At 37.8% G+C, this 18809-nt stretch carries 17 protein-coding genes; 15 read left to right on the top strand and 2 right to left on the bottom strand.

Going from position 1 to position 18809, the window contains the following annotated elements:
- Positions 1 to 215: 215 nt before the first annotated feature.
- From CSE16_RS14550 to CSE16_RS14535, 4 genes are all read left to right on the top strand, one after another.
- Positions 216 to 452: a DUF896 domain-containing protein gene (locus CSE16_RS14550; protein ID WP_099424573.1), complete on the top strand. Its 237-nt coding sequence runs from the start codon at positions 216 to 218 to the stop codon at positions 450 to 452.
- Between the two features lie 139 nt (positions 453 to 591).
- Positions 592 to 2586 (top strand): transketolase, encoded by a 1995-nt coding sequence (gene tkt / locus CSE16_RS14545; protein WP_099424572.1) that lies wholly within the window; start codon positions 592 to 594, stop codon positions 2584 to 2586.
- Between the two features lie 138 nt (positions 2587 to 2724).
- Entirely contained in the window at positions 2725 to 3288 is a 564-nt protein-coding gene (locus CSE16_RS14540; protein WP_099424571.1) for a DNA helicase, read from the top strand.
- A gap of 11 nt (positions 3289 to 3299) precedes the next feature.
- Positions 3300 to 3947, top strand: a complete 648-nt coding sequence (locus tag CSE16_RS14535; protein ID WP_099424570.1) for an alpha/beta hydrolase — start codon at positions 3300 to 3302, stop codon at positions 3945 to 3947.
- Between the two features lie 162 nt (positions 3948 to 4109).
- On the opposite strand, the gene CSE16_RS14530 is transcribed toward CSE16_RS14535, so the two are convergent.
- Complete coding sequence (locus CSE16_RS14530) at positions 4110 to 6284, bottom strand: putative bifunctional diguanylate cyclase/phosphodiesterase (RefSeq protein ID WP_099424569.1); 2175 nt, start codon at positions 6282 to 6284, stop codon at positions 4110 to 4112.
- 220 nt (positions 6285 to 6504) lie between these two features.
- On the bottom strand, positions 6505 to 7017 hold the full coding sequence (locus CSE16_RS14525; protein WP_099424568.1) for a 23S rRNA methyltransferase: 513 nt from the start codon (positions 7015 to 7017) through the stop codon (positions 6505 to 6507).
- A 207-nt stretch (positions 7018 to 7224) separates the two neighbouring features.
- Here CSE16_RS14525 and CSE16_RS22075 point away from each other — a divergent pair, with 207 nt between their 5' ends.
- The 11 genes from CSE16_RS22075 (at position 7225) to CSE16_RS14470 (ending at position 18809) form a co-directional block, all read left to right on the top strand.
- Positions 7225 to 7353, top strand: coding sequence for a hypothetical protein (locus CSE16_RS22075; protein ID WP_256376294.1), 129 nt, complete (start codon positions 7225 to 7227; stop codon positions 7351 to 7353).
- A 675-nt stretch (positions 7354 to 8028) separates the two neighbouring features.
- Positions 8029 to 9075 (top strand): DmpA family aminopeptidase, encoded by a 1047-nt coding sequence (locus CSE16_RS14515; protein WP_099424566.1) that lies wholly within the window; start codon positions 8029 to 8031, stop codon positions 9073 to 9075.
- 191 nt (positions 9076 to 9266) lie between these two features.
- Positions 9267 to 10013 (top strand): M15 family metallopeptidase, encoded by a 747-nt coding sequence (locus CSE16_RS14510; protein ID WP_099424565.1) that lies wholly within the window; start codon positions 9267 to 9269, stop codon positions 10011 to 10013.
- Positions 10010 to 10804, top strand: a complete 795-nt coding sequence (locus CSE16_RS14505; RefSeq protein ID WP_099424564.1) for a M55 family metallopeptidase — start codon at positions 10010 to 10012, stop codon at positions 10802 to 10804. Before CSE16_RS14510 ends, CSE16_RS14505 begins: the two co-directional genes overlap by 4 nt.
- Positions 10805 to 10821: 17 nt before the next feature.
- Positions 10822 to 11898 carry a dipeptide epimerase gene (locus CSE16_RS14500; protein ID WP_099424563.1) on the top strand — a complete coding sequence of 359 codons (1077 nt, stop codon included), beginning with the start codon at positions 10822 to 10824 and terminating at the stop codon, positions 11896 to 11898.
- Between the two features lie 52 nt (positions 11899 to 11950).
- Positions 11951 to 13801 (top strand): peptide ABC transporter substrate-binding protein, encoded by a 1851-nt coding sequence (locus tag CSE16_RS14495; protein ID WP_099424562.1) that lies wholly within the window; start codon positions 11951 to 11953, stop codon positions 13799 to 13801.
- Positions 13802 to 13946: 145 nt separating this feature from the next.
- On the top strand, positions 13947 to 14891 hold the full coding sequence (locus CSE16_RS14490) for an ABC transporter permease (protein WP_099424561.1): 945 nt from the start codon (positions 13947 to 13949) through the stop codon (positions 14889 to 14891).
- On the top strand, positions 14891 to 15865 hold the full coding sequence (locus tag CSE16_RS14485; RefSeq protein ID WP_099424560.1) for an ABC transporter permease: 975 nt from the start codon (positions 14891 to 14893) through the stop codon (positions 15863 to 15865). The genes CSE16_RS14490 and CSE16_RS14485 overlap by 1 nt, the downstream gene beginning before the upstream one ends.
- Positions 15866 to 15878: 13 nt before the next feature.
- On the top strand, positions 15879 to 16925 hold the full coding sequence (locus tag CSE16_RS14480; RefSeq protein WP_099424559.1) for an ABC transporter ATP-binding protein: 1047 nt from the start codon (positions 15879 to 15881) through the stop codon (positions 16923 to 16925).
- On the top strand, positions 16918 to 17874 hold the full coding sequence (locus tag CSE16_RS14475; RefSeq protein ID WP_099425846.1) for an oligopeptide/dipeptide ABC transporter ATP-binding protein: 957 nt from the start codon (positions 16918 to 16920) through the stop codon (positions 17872 to 17874). Before CSE16_RS14480 ends, CSE16_RS14475 begins: the two co-directional genes overlap by 8 nt.
- Positions 17871 to 18809: a S66 peptidase family protein gene (locus CSE16_RS14470; RefSeq protein ID WP_099424558.1), complete on the top strand. Its 939-nt coding sequence runs from the start codon at positions 17871 to 17873 to the stop codon at positions 18807 to 18809. Before CSE16_RS14475 ends, CSE16_RS14470 begins: the two co-directional genes overlap by 4 nt.

Here is an 18809-nt window from a genome sequence, read left to right as displayed (position 1 = left end):
AGAAGCCACTAATCGGGAATGACGTCCCATAAGTAAAATTTGACTATAACCCATTATTTTGCGCATTCGAATAACTTATTTGATGGCAAGCATCAAACTATTAACATTTCAATTGAAATTGTTAGCTATTACTAAGATAATTTACTTGCACTTCGAGTCTTTTTTTCATAACGTTATTATTGTGTATACTTGTAAATTTGAAAGGTGAGAATAAAATGTTATCAAAAGAAAAAATAGCTCGAATTAATGAATTATCAAAGTTAGCGAAAGAGGGCATGCTATCAGAGGAACAGGCGAAAGAACGTACTGCTTTAAGAAAAGAATATTTAGATGTTTTCCGCTCAACAATGCGTGATACGATTGAGCATGTGAAAGTTGTAGATGAAGAAGGAAATGACGTAACACCTGACAAAATCAAGCAAATTAAAGACCAAAATAAATTCATCAACTAACATCATATTAATTAATATGACATAATTATCATTGAGTATGTCATATTTTATAAAACGTTATGATAAAGGATTGTTTTCTTGTCCGTTTTTGTCTAAACTGAAGTATGAATAAATAACGCACGAGAAAGGATGTCACATAATGACACAACATATGGATCAGTTAGCAATTAACGCTATCCGTACACTATCAATCGACGCAATTGAAAAAGCGAACTCAGGTCACCCAGGACTTCCAATGGGCGCTGCACCAATGGCTTACACTTTATGGACAAAGCAATTACGCCACAATCCTCTAAATCCAAAATGGTATAACCGCGATCGTTTCGTATTATCAGCAGGTCATGGTTCAATGCTTTTATATAGCTTGTTACACCTAGGTGGATACGGGTTAGAAATGGATGAGATTAAAAACTTCCGTCAATGGGACTCATTAACACCAGGACATCCAGAATACGGTCATACAGTAGGTGTTGAAGCGACAACAGGCCCATTAGGTCAAGGGATTGCGATGACTGTTGGTATGGCAATGGCAGAACGTCATCTTGCAGCAACTTACAATAAACCAGGTCATGAAATTGTTGACCATTATACATTTGCACTTTGTGGCGATGGCGACTTAATGGAAGGTGTAGCTGCAGAGGCAATTTCACTTGCAGGTCACTTACAATTAGATAAATTGATTGTGTTATACGATTCAAATGATATTTCACTTGATGGTGATTTAGAAAAGTCATTCTCTGAAAACATCCAAAAACGATTCGAGTCATATAGCTGGAACTACTTAAAAGTACAAGATGGTACTGATGTAGCAGCACTGAATGCAGCAATCGAACAAGCAAAACAAAACACAGGTGGTCCAACAATTATCGAAGTGAAGACGGTAATTGGTTTTGGTTCTCCAAACAAATCGGGTAAAGCAGATTCACACGGTGCACCACTTGGTACAGACGAAGTGGTATTAACAAAAGCAGCATATGAATGGGAACATGAGCCATTCCACGTACCTGCTGATGTATATGATACATTTAAAGCAGCAACAGATGTACAAGGTGTACAACCAGAAGCGGCTTGGAATGAATTATTCGCAAGCTATAAAAATGAATATCCAGAGCTGGCACAACAATTTGTCAATGCAATGGAAAATAATTTACCAGAAGATTTCGCATCAGAATTACCTGTTTATGAAGCGGGTAAATCAGTTGCAACACGTTCATCTTCAGGTGATGCAATTAATGCAATCGCGAAAAACTTACCATCATTCTTCGGTGGTTCAGCTGACTTAGCAGGTTCAAACAAAACAACGATTAAAGGCGCTGGAGATTTCTTCGCTGAAACACCAGAAGGTCGAAATATTTGGTTTGGTGTACGTGAATTTGCAATGGGTGCTGCAATGAACGGTATGGCTTTACATGGTGGTGTAAATGTATTCGGAGGCACGTTCTTCGTATTCTCTGACTATGTGCGTCCAGCAATTCGTTTATCTGCGTTAATGGGCTTACCTGTAACGTACGTATTTACTCATGACTCAGTAGCGGTAGGGGAAGATGGTCCTACGCATGAGCCAATCGAGCATTTAGCAGCTTTACGCGCGATGCCAAACTTATCCGTAATGCGTCCAGCAGATGCGAATGAATCGGCTGCAGCATGGAAATTAGCTGTATCAAGCGAATCAACGCCAACAGTTTTAGTACTTTCTCGTCAAAACTTACCAGTATTAGATGCGTCATTAGAGACGGTTTATGACGGGGTTAATAAAGGTGCTTACATCGTATCACCAGCGACAAAAGAAATAGCAGATGCGATTTTAATTGCGACTGGTTCAGAAGTAGGTTTAGCAGTAGAAGCGCAAAAAGCACTTTTAGCAGAAGGAATTGATGCATCAGTTGTATCAATGCCAGCAATGGATCGTTTCGAAAAACAATCAAAAGAATACAAAGAATCGGTTTTACCGAAAGCAATTACAAAGCGTTTAGCAATTGAAATGGGTGCTTCATTTGGCTGGCATAAATATGTTGGCTTCGAAGGTGATGTCCTTGCCATTGATCAATTCGGCGCATCTGCTCCAGGTGAATTAGTAATTGAAAAGTACGGATTTACAGTAGAAAACATTGTAGCAAAAGTAAAAGCACTATAATTACAAGATGCTTTATGATAATGCCATTCGCATCCAAGCGAGTGGCATTTTTTTGGACAATTGGCGTGCTTAAATGAATCGACAATGGTACGATAAAACTTGAAAAAGCAACTTGAGGGTAAGGGAGTGTATAGCTAAGTGCTAACAGATTCAATCCAAAAAGAAATCACAACATATATTGAGCAACAAATTTTCCTTCTTACAAAAAACGCAGATGTGAAAACGTTCGAACAAGTGATTCAGCAAAACGTAAACGACAAACGTCAATCTGCAAAATCAACCGTGGATTTTTATGATCGACTCATGTTAAATATTGCCTACTTTGAAGACAATAAAACGGCGTGGAAACAAATGATCATTGAAACTTACGGAGCTGGCCAAGTACCGAAAATCTCGACCATTGAAAGTGAATTAATGGCGCAGCAAATGCGAATTCGTCAAGATGTCGCTGAAAAAATGGATGATTATACGAAAGCCTTTCATAAACAATATGAAGCGTTAAATGTGACGGATGAGGAAGTCATTTATGATTATGCGTATGCATCGTTACAACACACTCTGCGGATCGATTTTTTAACGCATATTACTGTGAATGAAGCAATGATTTTAACAAAAGGAAATATGGAAGAAACATTAAAAATGATAGATGGCTATATTGCTTATTATGCCGATCAATTCGTCAATCAAATGGAACTTACCTAAAGGAGAAAACAATGAAATCACCATATAATTTTAAACATATAGCCCCTCATGTTGAAGGAGACAAGCATCCAGCGATTTTTCTTTTGCATGGTTTAGGGAGCAATGAGCAAGATTTAATCCAATTAGTGGAGTCTTTTTCGGCACAATGCCATATTTTCAGCTTACAAGGTCCGATTGAACATCGTCCAGGATACGCTTTTTATACGTTTGAAGAGGAAGGTAAACCTGCGCGTAGCATTTTTGACAAAGTGATTAAAGTGACGGAGAACTTTATTCATGAAGCGATTGAAGAATACAAAATAGACCCGACGCAAATTTATGTCGTAGGCTTTAACCAAGGCGCGGCCGTTGCACAATCTTTAGCGGTTGTCATGGGCAATGCGATTCGAGGGACTGCATCGCTGAGTGGTTATTTACCAGAATTTGTTGCACTTGAATACAGCAAAAAAGCAATGGATCAATCAAAAATCTTCATTTCACATGGTGAATATGATTACGATTTCCCACTTGTTTGGGCAGAGCAAAGCGCCGCATTTTTCAATGATTATGGCACGGATGTTGCGTTTAAAATATATCCGGTTGGTCATGGTGTAAACGAACAAAATATCCTAGATTTGATTGCGTTTTTAGCAGCTGATTTACCGACGAACTTAGCCTAACACCCACTGGAAAAACGAATACCATATTCATCACACCGCATATATAATTGCGTGTCTTCTGATGAATGAAATTAAAAAAGCTGTCTCAAAAGTCGTCGGAAATGACTTTTGATGACAGCTTTTTATTAATGAAAAAATAAAATTTTCTCAAAAGTACATGAATTAATTGACCATATGTAAATCAATAAGTTGATCGATTTCTATTATGGGCATCGGCTTGTAAAAATAATACCCTTGCCCCGCTGGACAGCCCATTGACTGGAGCATTTTTAATTGTTCTTCTGTTTCGATGCCTTCTGCAATAGCACGCATATAAATATTTTGCGCGAGCTGAATAATTGTTTGAACAACGGCATAAACACCAGGATTTTTCATAGATTTAATGAAGCTGCGATCAATTTTTATTTCTGAAAACGGCAAATGTGGTAAGTAGCTCAATGATGAAAAGCCTACACCAAAATCATCAATTGAACTTTCGATGCCAATTTCTTTCAGTTGTTGTAAAATGTCTTTTGCTTTTGTGAAATCCACAAGTTCTATACTTTCGGTCACTTCGAATCGGATGTAATTTGCAGGCACATTGAATTGTTCGAAAATGCGTGCAATATCCTTTAAAAAGTCAACGTCATAAAAATAATCGGGTGAAATATTAATAGCAATCGGATAAACTTTTTTTCCTTCGATGACACGTTTTTGTAACCAAGAAAGTACGGTTTTAAAGTTTAAAGAATCGATGTCTTTAATTTTTCCTGTTTTCTCAGCGATTGGAATAAATATAGCCGGTGATACATTGCCTAACACATGAGAGTTCCAGCGCGACAATGCTTCAAATCCTTCAATTTCTAACGTAGTAATATTAATTTTTGGCTGTAAATGAACGGTAAATTCGCCATTTTGAATGCCGTAAACAAGTTGATTAAACGTTTCCATTTCTTCAGCAAGCTTTTTATTACTATCTTCTTCAAACAACGCGACATTTGTACCGTTTATCGAGCGGGCTTTTGTTAAGGCGATGTCGGCTTGATGAATGCAATCTTCCACAACGGACGCATGATGAAAATTACTAACCCCAATTTTTAATGTAATATAGTTTTTCTTTTCGTTAATCAAATAAGGATGGAACGTTAATGGCTGCAATCGAGATTCATATGTTTTCAGATGATGTACAGTTGATTTATTTGCGACAATAATTGAATTAGAAAACCGTGCAATAAATTCCTCGCCAGGAGTAGTTTCTTGTTGCAACCGTTCAACGATTTGACGTAGTAAATCATCCCCTGCTTTTCGTCCATATAAATCGACTAAGTTATTGAACTCACTTGGGTGGATTATTGCGATAAATCCTTCATTTCCGTCATCAATCCATTGTTTTAATGTTTTCTGGAAATAATGGACGTTCGGAATATTTGTATCAATATCATAAAAAGCTAATCTTTGTAATTCTAATTTTTGTTCGGCATAATTAATCGCTAATTGAATGAGTAAAGCTAATCGATTTAAATAATTTAGATCATCTTGCTTTAACTCGGTATTTTCTTGGTGCCATAATGTCAAAATACCAGAAATTTGTTGTTGAGGAGTTAAAATTGGTTTTGTCCATGAAGTTTTAACTAAGTTGAGTTGATGATCTTGAAAAAGTTTCGTTACATTTTCGGTAAGCGATAATTCTTTTAAATAGACGGCCTGCGTGTTGTAACCCATATATGATGCGACCTCAAGTAATTCTAGTTGCCGAATAATATGTAAAGGCAATAAATTGGAACCAATCGATTTAGTTTTGTTTTGATGTTCAATTAGGTGAATTGTACAATATACGTTACGAATATAATAGCTTTCGATTTTTTCTGAGATTAATGTCAAAATGGATTGCAAATTATCCCCGTTATCGATTTCTGCATACACTTCATGCTCAAGTTTCGAAAGCATTTTATTTAATTCTAACTCTGTATGATCCTCGCACGTTAAAAGTAAATATTCCACTGCATTATGTTCATCTCGAATCGGATGTACAATAATTCTGTTCCAAAAGGCAGAGCCACATTTGGAGTAATGTAATAGAGTAAATTTATTAGAAACCCCATATTTTAAGGAATAAAGCAATTCATTATATAAATCTAAATTCGTTTTTTGTCCATTAAGAATAGATATATTTTCCCCAATTAATGCCTCTTTACTATAACCAGTTAGCTGTAAAAAATCATTATTAATATGTAGAATGGGTAAACTTTTATCATGGAAGTCAAGGATCAGAGTACCTTTAGAGAGTTGGTCACTAAAACTTTTTAACCAAATCAATAAGTTATCGCGTGATAGAGGCATCAATGGATTTATGTGCACGAAAGTTCCCCCCTTAGTGGTAGGTCGAATTTTAACTTCAGTATAACAAATTTCCTATGAAATTAAAGTATATTTATAAAATTATGAAAAATTCATTAAAAATGATGAAATTTTCCCATTGTAATTATGGATTAATGCGAAATGTAGAATATAGCAATTCAGCCTATAGTAAAAAGCCATCACTTCCTAAAAAGGAAAAAATGATGGCTTCTACTTTGAATTATTCGGGGATATTTTCTAAATAAAGAGCATAAAGTGCATGTAAATCATCTTTTCCGTGTTGCTCAACGAGTTTCTCCTGATGTAAATACATGCTGATTACAGTCTTCTCCTCGTTCAACACGTTATTTTCAAAAGATAAAATCACTTCGATATGCCCGTTTACAGTAAGCTGTTTTTTCATTGTGTCATCAAAATTGTGGCTTGCAAAAAGACCATTTTCGTTCCACGTACCCGTAATTTTTAATTCATTTTGATCGTCTTTTTTTTCATAATGCCACTGTACATCACGTAAAATACTTTTAAAAAGGTCGTTAATTGTAAATGTTTGATGATCAAATTGGATTTCAACGGCGCGAACGGAATGAACATCTAATGAAATCGATGTTGCCGCTTCATTAGCTTTAGAGTTGATGCCGGCCGCCGCATTTTTAATATCGCCAAGTGCTTGAGTACAGCCTGCTAACAATAATGATAAAAAAAGCAGGCCGCAAATTGTAAGGAAATTTCGCATAACAGTCCCTCCATCGTTCATATGTATACATTCATCTTACTAAAATGAACGCACTGTAACAGGATGATTTCGGGCATGTTTGTGAACGATTTACAACAATGAAGCTTGTATTAAAAAAGGGAATTACGGGTATGTTAGAACTAACAGCGAATCGAAATGGGGAGCACGACATTATCGCTCAAAGTTGAAAAAGAAAGGGTTGATACGATGAGAATTAATGATGAAATGTTAGATAAACTGGGGACTTATTTCGTCTATCATGAAGTGTATAACCGTTATGGGATCACATTTGAAAGCTTCGTAGATCGTTGGTCAAGAGGAATTATAGATATTTAATACATGAGAAATTTTGCGTTCAAGAAGATGATAGTTGCTCAACCACTACACCTATTTCTCGAAAGCTGACTAGAAAGCGCACCTACTTAAGGGACGCTTTTTTTTGTTTTGAAGACAAGCGAATCATATTTTGTTGTTGGTTTACATAGTTATACATTAAATTTTATGAGTTAACACTGTTATATAGTTCCTTAAAAAAACTTGATGTTATATAACAGTGTTGATATAGTGTGAATAATAAAAAAATTAGTAAGGGTGAGAGAATGATTACATTTTTGGTTTGTATTATTCTGTTAATTGTTGGATATTTCACGTGCGGTAAATTTGTCGAGAAAGTATTTGGGGAATAAAGCATAAAAATCATTGGAGTTGCGACAATTCCAGCAATATTTATGACGAGTATGTGTTTTGTGTATATTATTTATGAGACTAATATGGGCTTTGGTCAGTCATTATCGATTTCGTATAGCGTTGGGTCTGTCCTCACATTAGTAACAGTTACCATCTTTTTTATGGCGGCATTTAGAAGCGTGGCGTAGATTTAGAGTTAGATATAGACGTATCTGATTACGTTACAAAATAAACGATTCATCATTTTAGGAGTTGCCACATTTGATGGTAGCTCCTAATTTAACTAGATTTCCAAATACATAGGATAAAGGAGTGTTGAATTTTATGAAGGTAAGTGAGTATGGTATAAAAATTGGGCAGCTAAAGCCCGGGAATAAGAATTGCATTACAGACGTAGCTGGTGTAAAGGTTGGTCATGTCACTTTAGATCATCCGATTAATGAAAATGGTGATGTTGCTTGTACAGGTGTCACGGCGATATTGCCACATGGTGGAAATTTGTTTCGTCAAAAAGTAACGGCAGCGAGTTATGTTTTGAATGGTTTTGGAAAAACAACGGGGCTCGTGCAAGTGAATGAGCTGGGCGTAATTGAGTCACCGATTATGTTAACGAATACATTTGGAGTGCCTGCTGTAACTCAAGGAACGCTCAATTATTTATTAAGTCAAAATGAAGAAATTGGGTTAACAACCGGCACAGTCAATATAGTAGTAGGGGAATGTAATGATAGTTATTTAAATTCCATTCGCCATTGCCCCGTGACCCCAGAGCACGCGATGGAAGCAATCAAATGTGCAATGGAAGAAACGGCAGAAGAAGGAGCAGTAGGAGCAGGGAAAGGAATGATTTGCTTTGGCTATAAAGGGGGAATTGGCTCATCTTCTCGTGTGGTTGCACTAGAAGATAGCAGTGAATCTTATACAATTGGTTGCCTTGTACTGAGTAATTTCGGTACGAGTAGTGAATTTTTGAAAGAACACTATAAGAAAAATTCAACACAAGAAAATTCTACCATTGCACCTACAGATGGGTCGATAATGATCGTACTTGCAACGGATGCACCACTAAGTAGTCGACAACTGAAGCGTGTTATAAAACGTTGTGGTATCGGGCTTGGACGAACAGGTAGTCATTTTTCTAATGGTAGTGGTGATATTGTCATCGGCTTTACCACGGCACATGAAATCCCACATCAAATAGCAGAGCACATTGAATCTCGTGTGCAAATCCGGGAAGATCACCCGATTATGAATCAATTATTTACGGCGGCAGCCGAAGCGACAGAAGAAGCCATCATCAATTCGTTAGCACAAGCCAAAACAACAATTGGGCGCCACGGAAATCAAGTCGAACAATTTATTTTTGAATAATTAAAAGGGGGAAGTTCGGGAATTCAATCTAATAAACTTCCCCTCTTTAAGGATAATTAAATGTAAACAGGTATTTCTACCATCATTGGACAAATTTAAAGAAAAAACTTCCAAAATCGTCAAAGATATGATAATTTAATAAAATAACTGAAAACTCTAAAACTTCTAAATTTTTTATATTTTCTTAAGTGATGAGGTGCACAACAATTTCAGAAAATTTATTAAAACCAATACAACATCTACATTCAGCTGATAAAAAACCAGTCATTAAGGAAACACGAGAACCGTTAGTTGCGTTGAAGTCGATAAAAAATCGATTATTTATTCGATCCAGCTATTATGATCAAAAAATACCGAATAGTTTACAATCAATTTATTTACGCCAAGGTGTAACGGAGCGATTAAATCAGGCATTAGCTGAGTTACCCAAATCCTATAGCTTCATCGTGTATGACGGCTATCGACCTTTACAAGTTCAACAGTTTTTATTTGATCAAGTGCAGCAAGAAATTGCCTTGACCAATCCTAGTTGGAGCGAACAAGAAGTACAAAAAGAAACATTAAAATATGTGGCCTATCCAAGCATTGAAGAAGGCTACCCGGCACCCCATTTAACGGGAGGGGCCGTTGATTTAACGTTGGGTGATTCATTCGGAAACCCACTCGACTTAGGGACAGCCTTTGATGAAACAAACTCGAAATCTGCAACAGCTTATTTTGAGACAAATGCTGATGAAAATCCGGAAGCATTCAAAAATCGCAGACTGCTGTTTAATTGCATGACTAGTGCAGGCTTTAAAAATTATTCAGAGGAATGGTGGCATTATGATTTTGGAAATGTGACGTGGGCAAGGAAAGCACATGAACCGGCAGCCTTTTACGGAGCCATCATTGCGACGATTGAAAAAAACGAATTAAAGGAGTATCGATACAAATGAAAGTATACATTAGTGCAGATATTGAAGGGATTACAGGTACGACACATTGGAATGAAACGGAGTTAAACTTAGCGGATTATCATTATTTTCAAAAGCAAATGACAAAGGAAGTACTTGCTGCAATTGAAGGTGCGGTTGCAGGGGGCGCGACGGAAATTTTACTAAAAGATGCGCATGATTCAGCACGCAATATTCTTTTAGAGGATTTACCTGAAAACGTTAAAATCATTCGTGGTTGGACAATGGATCCGATGTGCATGGTCGCAGGATTAGATGCAACATTTGATCGCGCTATTTTCATTGGGTACCACAGTGAGGGAGGTAGCGAACGCAATCCATTAGCACACACATTAAGCATGATTGCTGATGTGAAAATTAATGGGCAGTATGCAAGTGAATTTATGATTAATACATATGCTGCCGCACTCCATAAAGTACCGGTTGCCTTTGTCAGTGGGGATCAGGCATTAACAGAGCATATTGCAAAAATAAATGACCAAATTGTCACATATGCAACAAAGGATGGAATTGGCTCGGCTACGATTAATGTAAGCCCACAAAAAACTTTAAAAGAAACAAAGAACTTAATCGAACAAGCAATGCATGTGGAACGTGAAAAAATCCAAGTAGAGCTTCCAGCGAAATTTGAACTTGAACTTATTTACAAAGATCATATTAAAGCGTATCGCAATTCATTTTATCCAGGTGCAAAATTTAAAGCACATAATATCGTGTTATTTGAAACAACTGATTTTTATGAAGTTTTACGAATTTTACAGTTTTTAACTTAAATGCAGCAGGTGAGAACATGAAAATTACAAAAATAAAAGTCGGCATAGTGGAAGCACCACTCATCACACCATTTAAAACCGCGTTACGTACCGTGCATACAATAAAAAACGTTGCGGTGCATATTTACACGGATGATGGGCAAGTAGGTATGGGGGAAGCAGCTCCGACCGTGGTCATTACGGGAGAAACGCTTGCATCGATTACACATGCAATTGAGCATGTTTTTGCACCGATCATTATCGGAATGGAAATTGAAGAACTAGCTAGCATATTGGACCGCATAGAGCATAGCCTATATAAAAATACGAGTGCAAAGGCAGCGGTAGATATGGCACTTTATGATTTATGGGCAAAAAAATATAAAGCACCACTTTACCAAATATTAGGTGGGTTTCGCCAGCAATTGACGACGGATATTACGATTAGTGTTAATGATAGCGAAGAAATGGTACGAGATAGCTTACAAGCCGTACATCGTGGTTTTTCAATATTAAAAGTAAAGGTCGGAAAAGATGCACAAACGGATGTGGATCGTGTTGTTGCGATTCGAAAAGCCGTTGGACCGGATGTCGTTTTACGGGTAGATGCAAACCAAGGATGGACGCCAAAGGAAGCGGTTCGAATTATCGGTCAGCTGGAGGATAAAGGAGTCAATATTGAGTTGGTAGAGCAGCCTGTTCATTACAGTGATCTATCGGGCATGCACTATGTAACAAATCATACGCGAACACCTATATTAGCGGATGAGAGTGTTTTTTCACCAAAGGAAGCACTGTCACTCATCCACATGCGTGCTGCGGATTTAATCAATATTAAGCTAATGAAAACCGGGGGTATCTTTCAAGCGCAAAAGCTATGTAATATTGCAGAAGCGAGTGGGATAGAATGCATGATTGGATGCATGCTGGAAACGAAAATTAGTGTTAGTGCCGCAGCTCATTTTGCAGCGGCAAACAAAAATATCACAATGGTGGATTTAGATGGACCGAGTCTTTGTGTTGAAGATCCAGTTGATGGCGGACCGATTTTTGAAGGCGAAAAAATTCAAATGACCGATCAGCCAGGATTAGGGTTTTTAATAGAAACTTTGTAAGGGTTATTAACTTGCAAAGCGTATATGAAAAGAGAAAATAGGGGGTTTTTGTGTGAGAAAGTATTTATTGTTATTAACATGTATGTTTGTGCTTGTTTTAGCCGCTTGTAGTGATAAAGCAGACTCAGACACAAAAGGGGATTCAAAATCAGATTCAAAGCCAGTTGAGTATAAGACGGTTTATTCTGGTGAAATCAAAACACTCAACTACTTAAAAACGTCAGAAACAAATGAATTTGCAGTTGCAGCAAACTTAGTAGACGGTCTGATCGAATATGATGAGTACGGCATTGTAAAACCAAGTCTTGCAGAAAGCTGGGAGTCAAATGCGGATGCGACGGTTTGGACATTTAAAATTCGTGAAGGTGTAAAGTGGGTATCACATGACGGCAAAGAATATGCCGATGTAGTCGCACAAGATTTCGTAGACGGATTAAATTATGTATTAGATGCAAAAAATGAATCATCAACATCTTGGATTGCCACGGTTGTTAAAAATGGTAATGCTTTTAATACAGGTGAAATAACAGATTTCTCACAAGTTGGTGTAAAAGCATTAGATGAATACACACTTGAATACACATTAGAGGGATCAACGCCTTATTTCTTATCCATGTTAAACTATGTATGTTTCTTCCCAGTAAACGGCGCATTTTTAGCTGAAAAAGGGGAAGGTTTTGGTACGACACGTGAAAACTTCCTATACAATGGCGCGTATATTTTAGACAAATTCGAGCCGCAAAATGAGCGTGTATTAGTGAAAAACGCAACTTACTGGGATAAAGATCAAGTGAAAATTGACCGCATTCGATACAAGTACAATAAAGAAGCTGCGACTGTAGCACCAGAGTTATTCTTACGTGGTGAAATTGATGCAACAAGTGTACCAACTTCGATTTTAGATCAATGGTTAAATGATGAGGACAAGAAAAACTTAGTGCGTCAAAATACAAACAATTTCTATACGTATTTCTATGCATTAAACTTCAATCCACAATATGATGCACAATTTGAGCCGGAAAACTGGAAAATAGCAGTAAATAATAAAGATTTCCGTAAATCAATTTACCATGCGTTAGACCGTGTATCCGCGTTGTTAACGATGGAACCATACAATCCAAAAGACTTAGTAACAAATACGGTAACGCCAAAAAACTTCGTGGATGTTAGTGGTGTGGACTATACACAATTAGAGCCATTAAAAGCGATTACAAACAATGATTCATTTAATGCAGATTTAGCTGCAGAGTATAAAGAAAAAGCAATGGCAGCATTAGCTGGAAAAGCAACATTCCCAGTTAAAGTAGTAATGCCTTATAACTCAGGTAGTCCAGAGTGGGCAAATCGTTCTCAAGTTGTTGAGCAACAAGTGGAAAAATTATTAGGTACAGACTATGTAGACATTGTGATTGAAGCAGGTCCAGCAACTGGCTTCTTAGGTGAAGTTCGTCGTCCAGGTAAATTCTCAATCATCGAAGCAAACTGGGGCCCTGACTTTGCAGATCCATCAACTTACACAGATCCATTTACAGAAGGTGGAACATATAATAAGCCAGAGCTTGCTGAAGGTTACCAAGAAGCAAACGGTAAAAACACATACCAAAACTTAGTAGATGCAGCAAAAGTAGAAGTAGATCCTGCAAAACGTTATGAGTTATTTGCAAAAGCAGAAGCCTTTTTAATTGAAGAAGCATTCGTTATCCCATACGCAGTAGGTGGCGGTGGCTATGTCGCATCTAAATTAAATCCATTCGAATCACAATACTCACCATTTGGTGTAACATCAGAGAAATTTAAAGGTCAAACACTCCTAGAAAAGCCAATGAGCAATGAAGAATATAAATCTGCTAAAGAAGCATGGGAAAAAGAACGTGCTGAAGCTTTAGCAAATGCTTCAAACTAATCACAATGAATGATTTGATTTCGTTGTAAGGACAGGAGATGACAGAAAATATTTTCTGCATCTCTTTTCTTATTTTAGTAGACAATAGCGCATACGTTATGTAGAGAACCAACAAAAGAAAAATAGTAACGAGGAGGAGCTTACGATGCTGAAATACATAGGAAAAAGATTAGTACAATCCATTTTCACACTATTTATCATTATCACAATTGTTTTCTCCCTATTACGATTAATGCCTGAGGAAGGTTATTTAGGGGCAGCGGCTGAAAAAATGTCAGAGGCTCAACAGGAAATTTACTTAACTAATTTAGGGTTAAGAGATCCATTAATTGTACAATTGGGGAATTTTTATAAAGGTTTATTCCAAGGGGATTTAGGGAAATCCGTTACGTATCGTACGGATGTACCAGTAGTAGATATTATAGAAGACAAAATGATGTATTCGATTTTATTTGGATTAGGTGCCGTTGCGCTTTCTTTATTAGTCGGAGTACCACTTGGTATTTTAATGGCCCAGTTTAAAGGGCGGTGGCTAGATCGATTAGGGACAGGCTATATTGTATTCATTGTGGCTGTTCCGGCGATGGTATATTTTCTTATGATTCAAATGTATGTTACGGGTTGGTTCGGCTGGCCGATGTTATTTGATGAATACAATCCAATTAGTTGGATCTTACCGCTCATTTCAATGGCACTTGGTCCGATTGCGTCCTATGCGATGTGGATGAGACGTTACATGGTGGATGAGCTAAATAAAGATTATATTAAACTAGCTCGTGCAAAGGGCGTGAAGGAACGCACAATTATGTTCCGCCATGTATTGCGAAACGCCTTTATTCCTATGGCGCAATATTTGCCAGCTACCATTTTATTTACGATTACCGGCTCGATTTATATTGAATCATTGTATTCGATTCCAGGAATGGGTGGGCTATTAGTAGATGCGATTCAACGTCAAGATAACACAGTTGTACAAGGGCTCGTTATCTTCTTTTCATCACTCGGAATTATTGGCTTAATTTTAGGTGACTTATTAATGGCCGTTGTAGACCCTCGAATTAAATTAGGGAAAGGAGACAGTGTACGCTAATGGGCTTATATACAAAAGAGATTCAGAATATTTCGGATAAATCGAATGAAACATTATTTGACTTTGCTATGGCGGATGATACAAAGGCAGAAGAAACGGCCTACTCAAATTATTCCTATTGGCGTTCTACATGGCACTCTTTTCTAAAAAATAAAATAGCAGTCTTCTTATTGTTTATGGTTGTCTTTATTATCGGCTTTACGCTTATTCAGCCGTATTTACCGAATCAAAAGTCACCTACTGAGATTTATATTAATCCAGATACAGGCATGCAAGACCGAAATGTAGCACCGAATGAGGAATATTGGTTTGGAACGAACTCCATCGGGCAGGATTTATGGTCGCGCATTTGGGAAGGGACACGAACTTCATTATACATTGGCTTTGTCGTTGCAATGATTGAAGTAATTGTCGGCTTTACGATTGGTGCGTTATGGGGCTTCTCTAGGAAACTCGAAATGCCATTTACGCAGCTTTATAACATCGTCGATAATATTCCAACAACAATCGTCCTTATATTAATGTCGTATATTTTAAGACCAAGTGTTTCGACAATTATTATTGCAATGTGTATTACGGGCTGGGTAGAAATGGCACGCTTTTTACGAAATCAGATTGTAATTTTACGTGACCGTGAGTATAACTTAGCATCGAAAACATTAGGAACACCCGGATATCGTATTATTTTGAAAAACTTATTGCCGTATTTAATTTCGGTTATTATGTTACGCATGAGCTTAGCGGTGCCATTTGCTATTGGGGCAGAAGTATTTTTAACGTATATCGGACTAGGGCTACCAGTAAGTGTACCGTCATTAGGAAACTTAATTAATGAAGGGCGCGTACTGATGATGTCACCTGATTTACGCTATCAATTAATTTTCCCTAGTATTGTCCTAAGTGTTATTACAATTGCCTTTTATATAATCGGTAATTCATTTGCAGATGCTGCAGATCCAAAAAATCACGTGTAAGGGGTGGCGAACGATGGAACAACAGCCTATATTATCTATAAAAAATTTAGTCATAAAATTTAAATTGCGCGGTCAAACATTAACGGCCATTCGAGATATTTCACTTGATTTATATAAAGGAGAAAGCTTGGCAATCGTAGGGGAATCAGGTTCGGGGAAATCGGTGTTAGTGAAGTCGATTATGGGCTTGCTAGATAAAAACGGCTATATTGATTCGGGGAGAATTTCCTATAACGGGCATGATTTAACGAAATTCAAGACGGAAAAGGATTGGTTAAAAATTCGCGGCAAGCAAATCGCGATGGTTACGCAAGATCCGATGACGAGCTTAAATCCATTGAAAACAGTAGGGAAGCAAATCGAAGAAAGTGTCGTGCTACATCAAAATTTAAAGGGCAAAGAAGCGTACGAGAAAACATTGCAGCTATTACGAGATGTCGGCATTCACGAAGTAGAACGACGCTATAAACAGTATCCACATGAGTTTTCAGGTGGGATGCGTCAAAGGATTGTTATAGCAATTGCGGTCGCTTGTAACCCAGACGTATTAATTTGTGATGAACCAACGACGGCGCTAGATGTTACGATACAGGCGCAAATATTACAGTTATTAACGAACTTACAGCAAAAATACGGGTTGTCGACAATATATATTACGCATGACCTTGGTGTCGTTGCAAAAGTAGCGGACCGCATTGCTGTCATGTATGCAGGAGACATTATTGAAGTCGGAAAAACGGATGAAGTATTCTTTAATGCCAAACATCCTTACACATGGGCATTAATTTCTTCGCTTCCTCAATTAGGGGAAAAGGGGGAAGACCTATATTCGATAAAAGGGACACCGCCGAATTTATTCAAGGAAATAAAAGGGGATGCCTTTGCGCCGCGTAATCAGTATGCATTAAAAATTGATTTTGTGGAACGTCCTCCATTCTTTAAAGTGACCGACACCCATTTTGCGAGAACGTGGTTGCTTGATTTAAAGGCACCAAAAGTTGAGCCTCCTAAAGTGTTACAAGCTTTTTTTGAAGAAGGGAGACGCTATGCCAATGAGTAAACCGACGAAAGAAAAATTAATCGAAGTAAAAAATATTGATATTATTTTTGGCAGTGGAAAGAAACAGTTTAAAGCTGTGGATGATGTAAGCTTTGATATTTACAAAGGGGAAACGTTTGGATTAGTTGGAGAATCGGGCTCAGGTAAAACGACAATTGGACGTGCGATTATGCGAATTAACCCCGTTTCCAAGGGAGAAATTTTATTTCATGGTCAAAAAATAAACGGACGTATTCCGAAAGCGTGGGATAAGGAAATTACACAAAAGATTCAAATGATTTTCCAAGATCCTGGTGCTTCACTCAATGAACGTGCAAAAGTGGATTACATTATTTCAGAAGGGTTAATTAGCAATAAGCGCTTTAAGTCTGAAGAAGAACGCATGCAAAAAGTGAAAAACGCACTGCTTGAAGTCGGCTTATTGCCAGAGTTCGCATCTCGGTTTCCACACGAGTTTTCAGGTGGGCAACGTCAGCGTATCGGCATTGCGAGATCGCTTGTGATGGATCCGGAATTTATTGTGGCGGATGAACCGATTTCTGCCCTTGACGTTTCAATTCGTGCACAAGTGTTAAATTTACTTTCAAATTTGCAGGAGCAAAAGGATTTAACGTATTTGTTTATAGCCCATGATCTTTCGATTGTTCGATTTATTACTGATCGTACAGCGGTTATTTATAAGGGGAAAATTGTTGAGCTCGGTGAAACTGATAAGCTCTTTAATAATCCACTTCATCCGTATACAAAAGCATTGATGGCAGCAGTTCCTGAACCGAATCCGCATAAAGAGCGCCAAAAGACGTTGCAAGTGTATGATCCAACGCAGCATCGTTATGAGGAAGATCCACCCGAATTTGTGGAAATAGAAACGGGGCATTTTGTTTTAGGGAATAGTGATGAACAGGAGAGCTATCGTCAACAATTAGAAAAGAGGGGGAGTCTTGTATGACAATGGTCATTCCAAAATCATTAAAAAAAGGTGATACAGTAGCGTTAGTCAGTGCTTCTGGAGCGACGCCACCGGATAAACTGCAGCCTGCGATTGAAGCGGTTGAAAAACTAGGATTTAAGGTCGTTGTAGGTGAAACATGTCGTGCGCGTCATGGGTATTTAGCAGGGAGTGACGAATTGCGTGCGAGGGAACTGAATGCGATGTTTGCCAACCCTGAAATTGATGGGATTTTCAGTATTCGTGGTGGCTACGGGGCAACAAAAATATTACCGATGCTTGATTTGGATACGATTAAGCAAAATCCAAAAGTATTCGCAGGATATAGTGATGTAACGGCATTACATATCGTGATGAATCAGCAATGTGATTTAGTTACGTACCATACACCGATGCCATCGACCGAATTTATTCGTGAAAAAATGGATGACTACACTTGGGATTATTTCATTAACAGCGTGACGAATACACAGTGGAGTGACTATCAATTAGCGAATCCTCCTGGTGAGGATTTGATCACAGTTGTTCCGGGTACTGCGACAGGGCAATTAGTAGGTGGAAACTTAACACTCGTGGTGGCCTCTTTAGGTACGCCGTATGAGATAAACTTGCATGGTAAAATTTTATTTTTAGAAGATGTTGAGGAAAATGAACAGCGCATTGACCGCATGCTGACTCAATTGCAGTTAACAGGGAAGCTTGAAGGCTTAGCGGGCATTTTGTTAGGAGGGTGGACGGATTGTGGTCCTCCAGATCCAGAGCATCCAGAAAATAGTTTGCGTTTAGAAACGCTTGTGGATGAAATTTTAACACCATTAAATATTCCGATTTTAATGAATGTGACTTGTGGGCATGTATTACCAACGATGTCGTTACCACTCGGGAAAACGGTGAAGGTCGATGCAACTGCAAAAATGATTACGGTCGTAGATTAG

This window comes from Solibacillus sp. R5-41 (assembly GCF_002736105.1).
Taxonomy (GTDB): Bacteria; Bacillota; Bacilli; order Bacillales_A; family Planococcaceae; genus Solibacillus.
This window is presented reverse-complemented; position numbering and strand designations above follow the sequence as displayed.

Bases quoted from the DNA above. Each gene is read 5' to 3' on its own strand.
- CSE16_RS14550 (WP_099424573.1), top strand. From the start codon at position 216: ATGTTATCAAAAGAAAAAATAGCTCGAATTAATGAATTATCAAAGTTA.
- tkt (WP_099424572.1), top strand. From the start codon at position 592: ATGACACAACATATGGATCAGTTAGCAATTAACGCTATCCGTACACTA.
- CSE16_RS14535 (WP_099424570.1), top strand. From the start codon at position 3,300: ATGAAATCACCATATAATTTTAAACATATAGCCCCTCATGTTGAAGGA.
- CSE16_RS14525 (WP_099424568.1), bottom strand. From the start codon at position 7,017: ATGCGAAATTTCCTTACAATTTGCGGCCTGCTTTTTTTATCATTATTG.
- CSE16_RS22075 (WP_256376294.1), top strand. From the start codon at position 7,225: ATGAGAATTAATGATGAAATGTTAGATAAACTGGGGACTTATTTCGTC.
- CSE16_RS14515 (WP_099424566.1), top strand. From the start codon at position 8,029: ATGAAGGTAAGTGAGTATGGTATAAAAATTGGGCAGCTAAAGCCCGGG.
- CSE16_RS14510 (WP_099424565.1), top strand. From the start codon at position 9,267: ATGAGGTGCACAACAATTTCAGAAAATTTATTAAAACCAATACAACAT.
- CSE16_RS14505 (WP_099424564.1), top strand. From the start codon at position 10,010: ATGAAAGTATACATTAGTGCAGATATTGAAGGGATTACAGGTACGACA.
- CSE16_RS14500 (WP_099424563.1), top strand. From the start codon at position 10,822: ATGAAAATTACAAAAATAAAAGTCGGCATAGTGGAAGCACCACTCATC.
- CSE16_RS14490 (WP_099424561.1), top strand. From the start codon at position 13,947: ATGCTGAAATACATAGGAAAAAGATTAGTACAATCCATTTTCACACTA.
- CSE16_RS14485 (WP_099424560.1), top strand. From the start codon at position 14,891: ATGGGCTTATATACAAAAGAGATTCAGAATATTTCGGATAAATCGAAT.
- CSE16_RS14480 (WP_099424559.1), top strand. From the start codon at position 15,879: ATGGAACAACAGCCTATATTATCTATAAAAAATTTAGTCATAAAATTT.
- CSE16_RS14475 (WP_099425846.1), top strand. From the start codon at position 16,918: ATGAGTAAACCGACGAAAGAAAAATTAATCGAAGTAAAAAATATTGAT.
- CSE16_RS14470 (WP_099424558.1), top strand. From the start codon at position 17,871: ATGACAATGGTCATTCCAAAATCATTAAAAAAAGGTGATACAGTAGCG.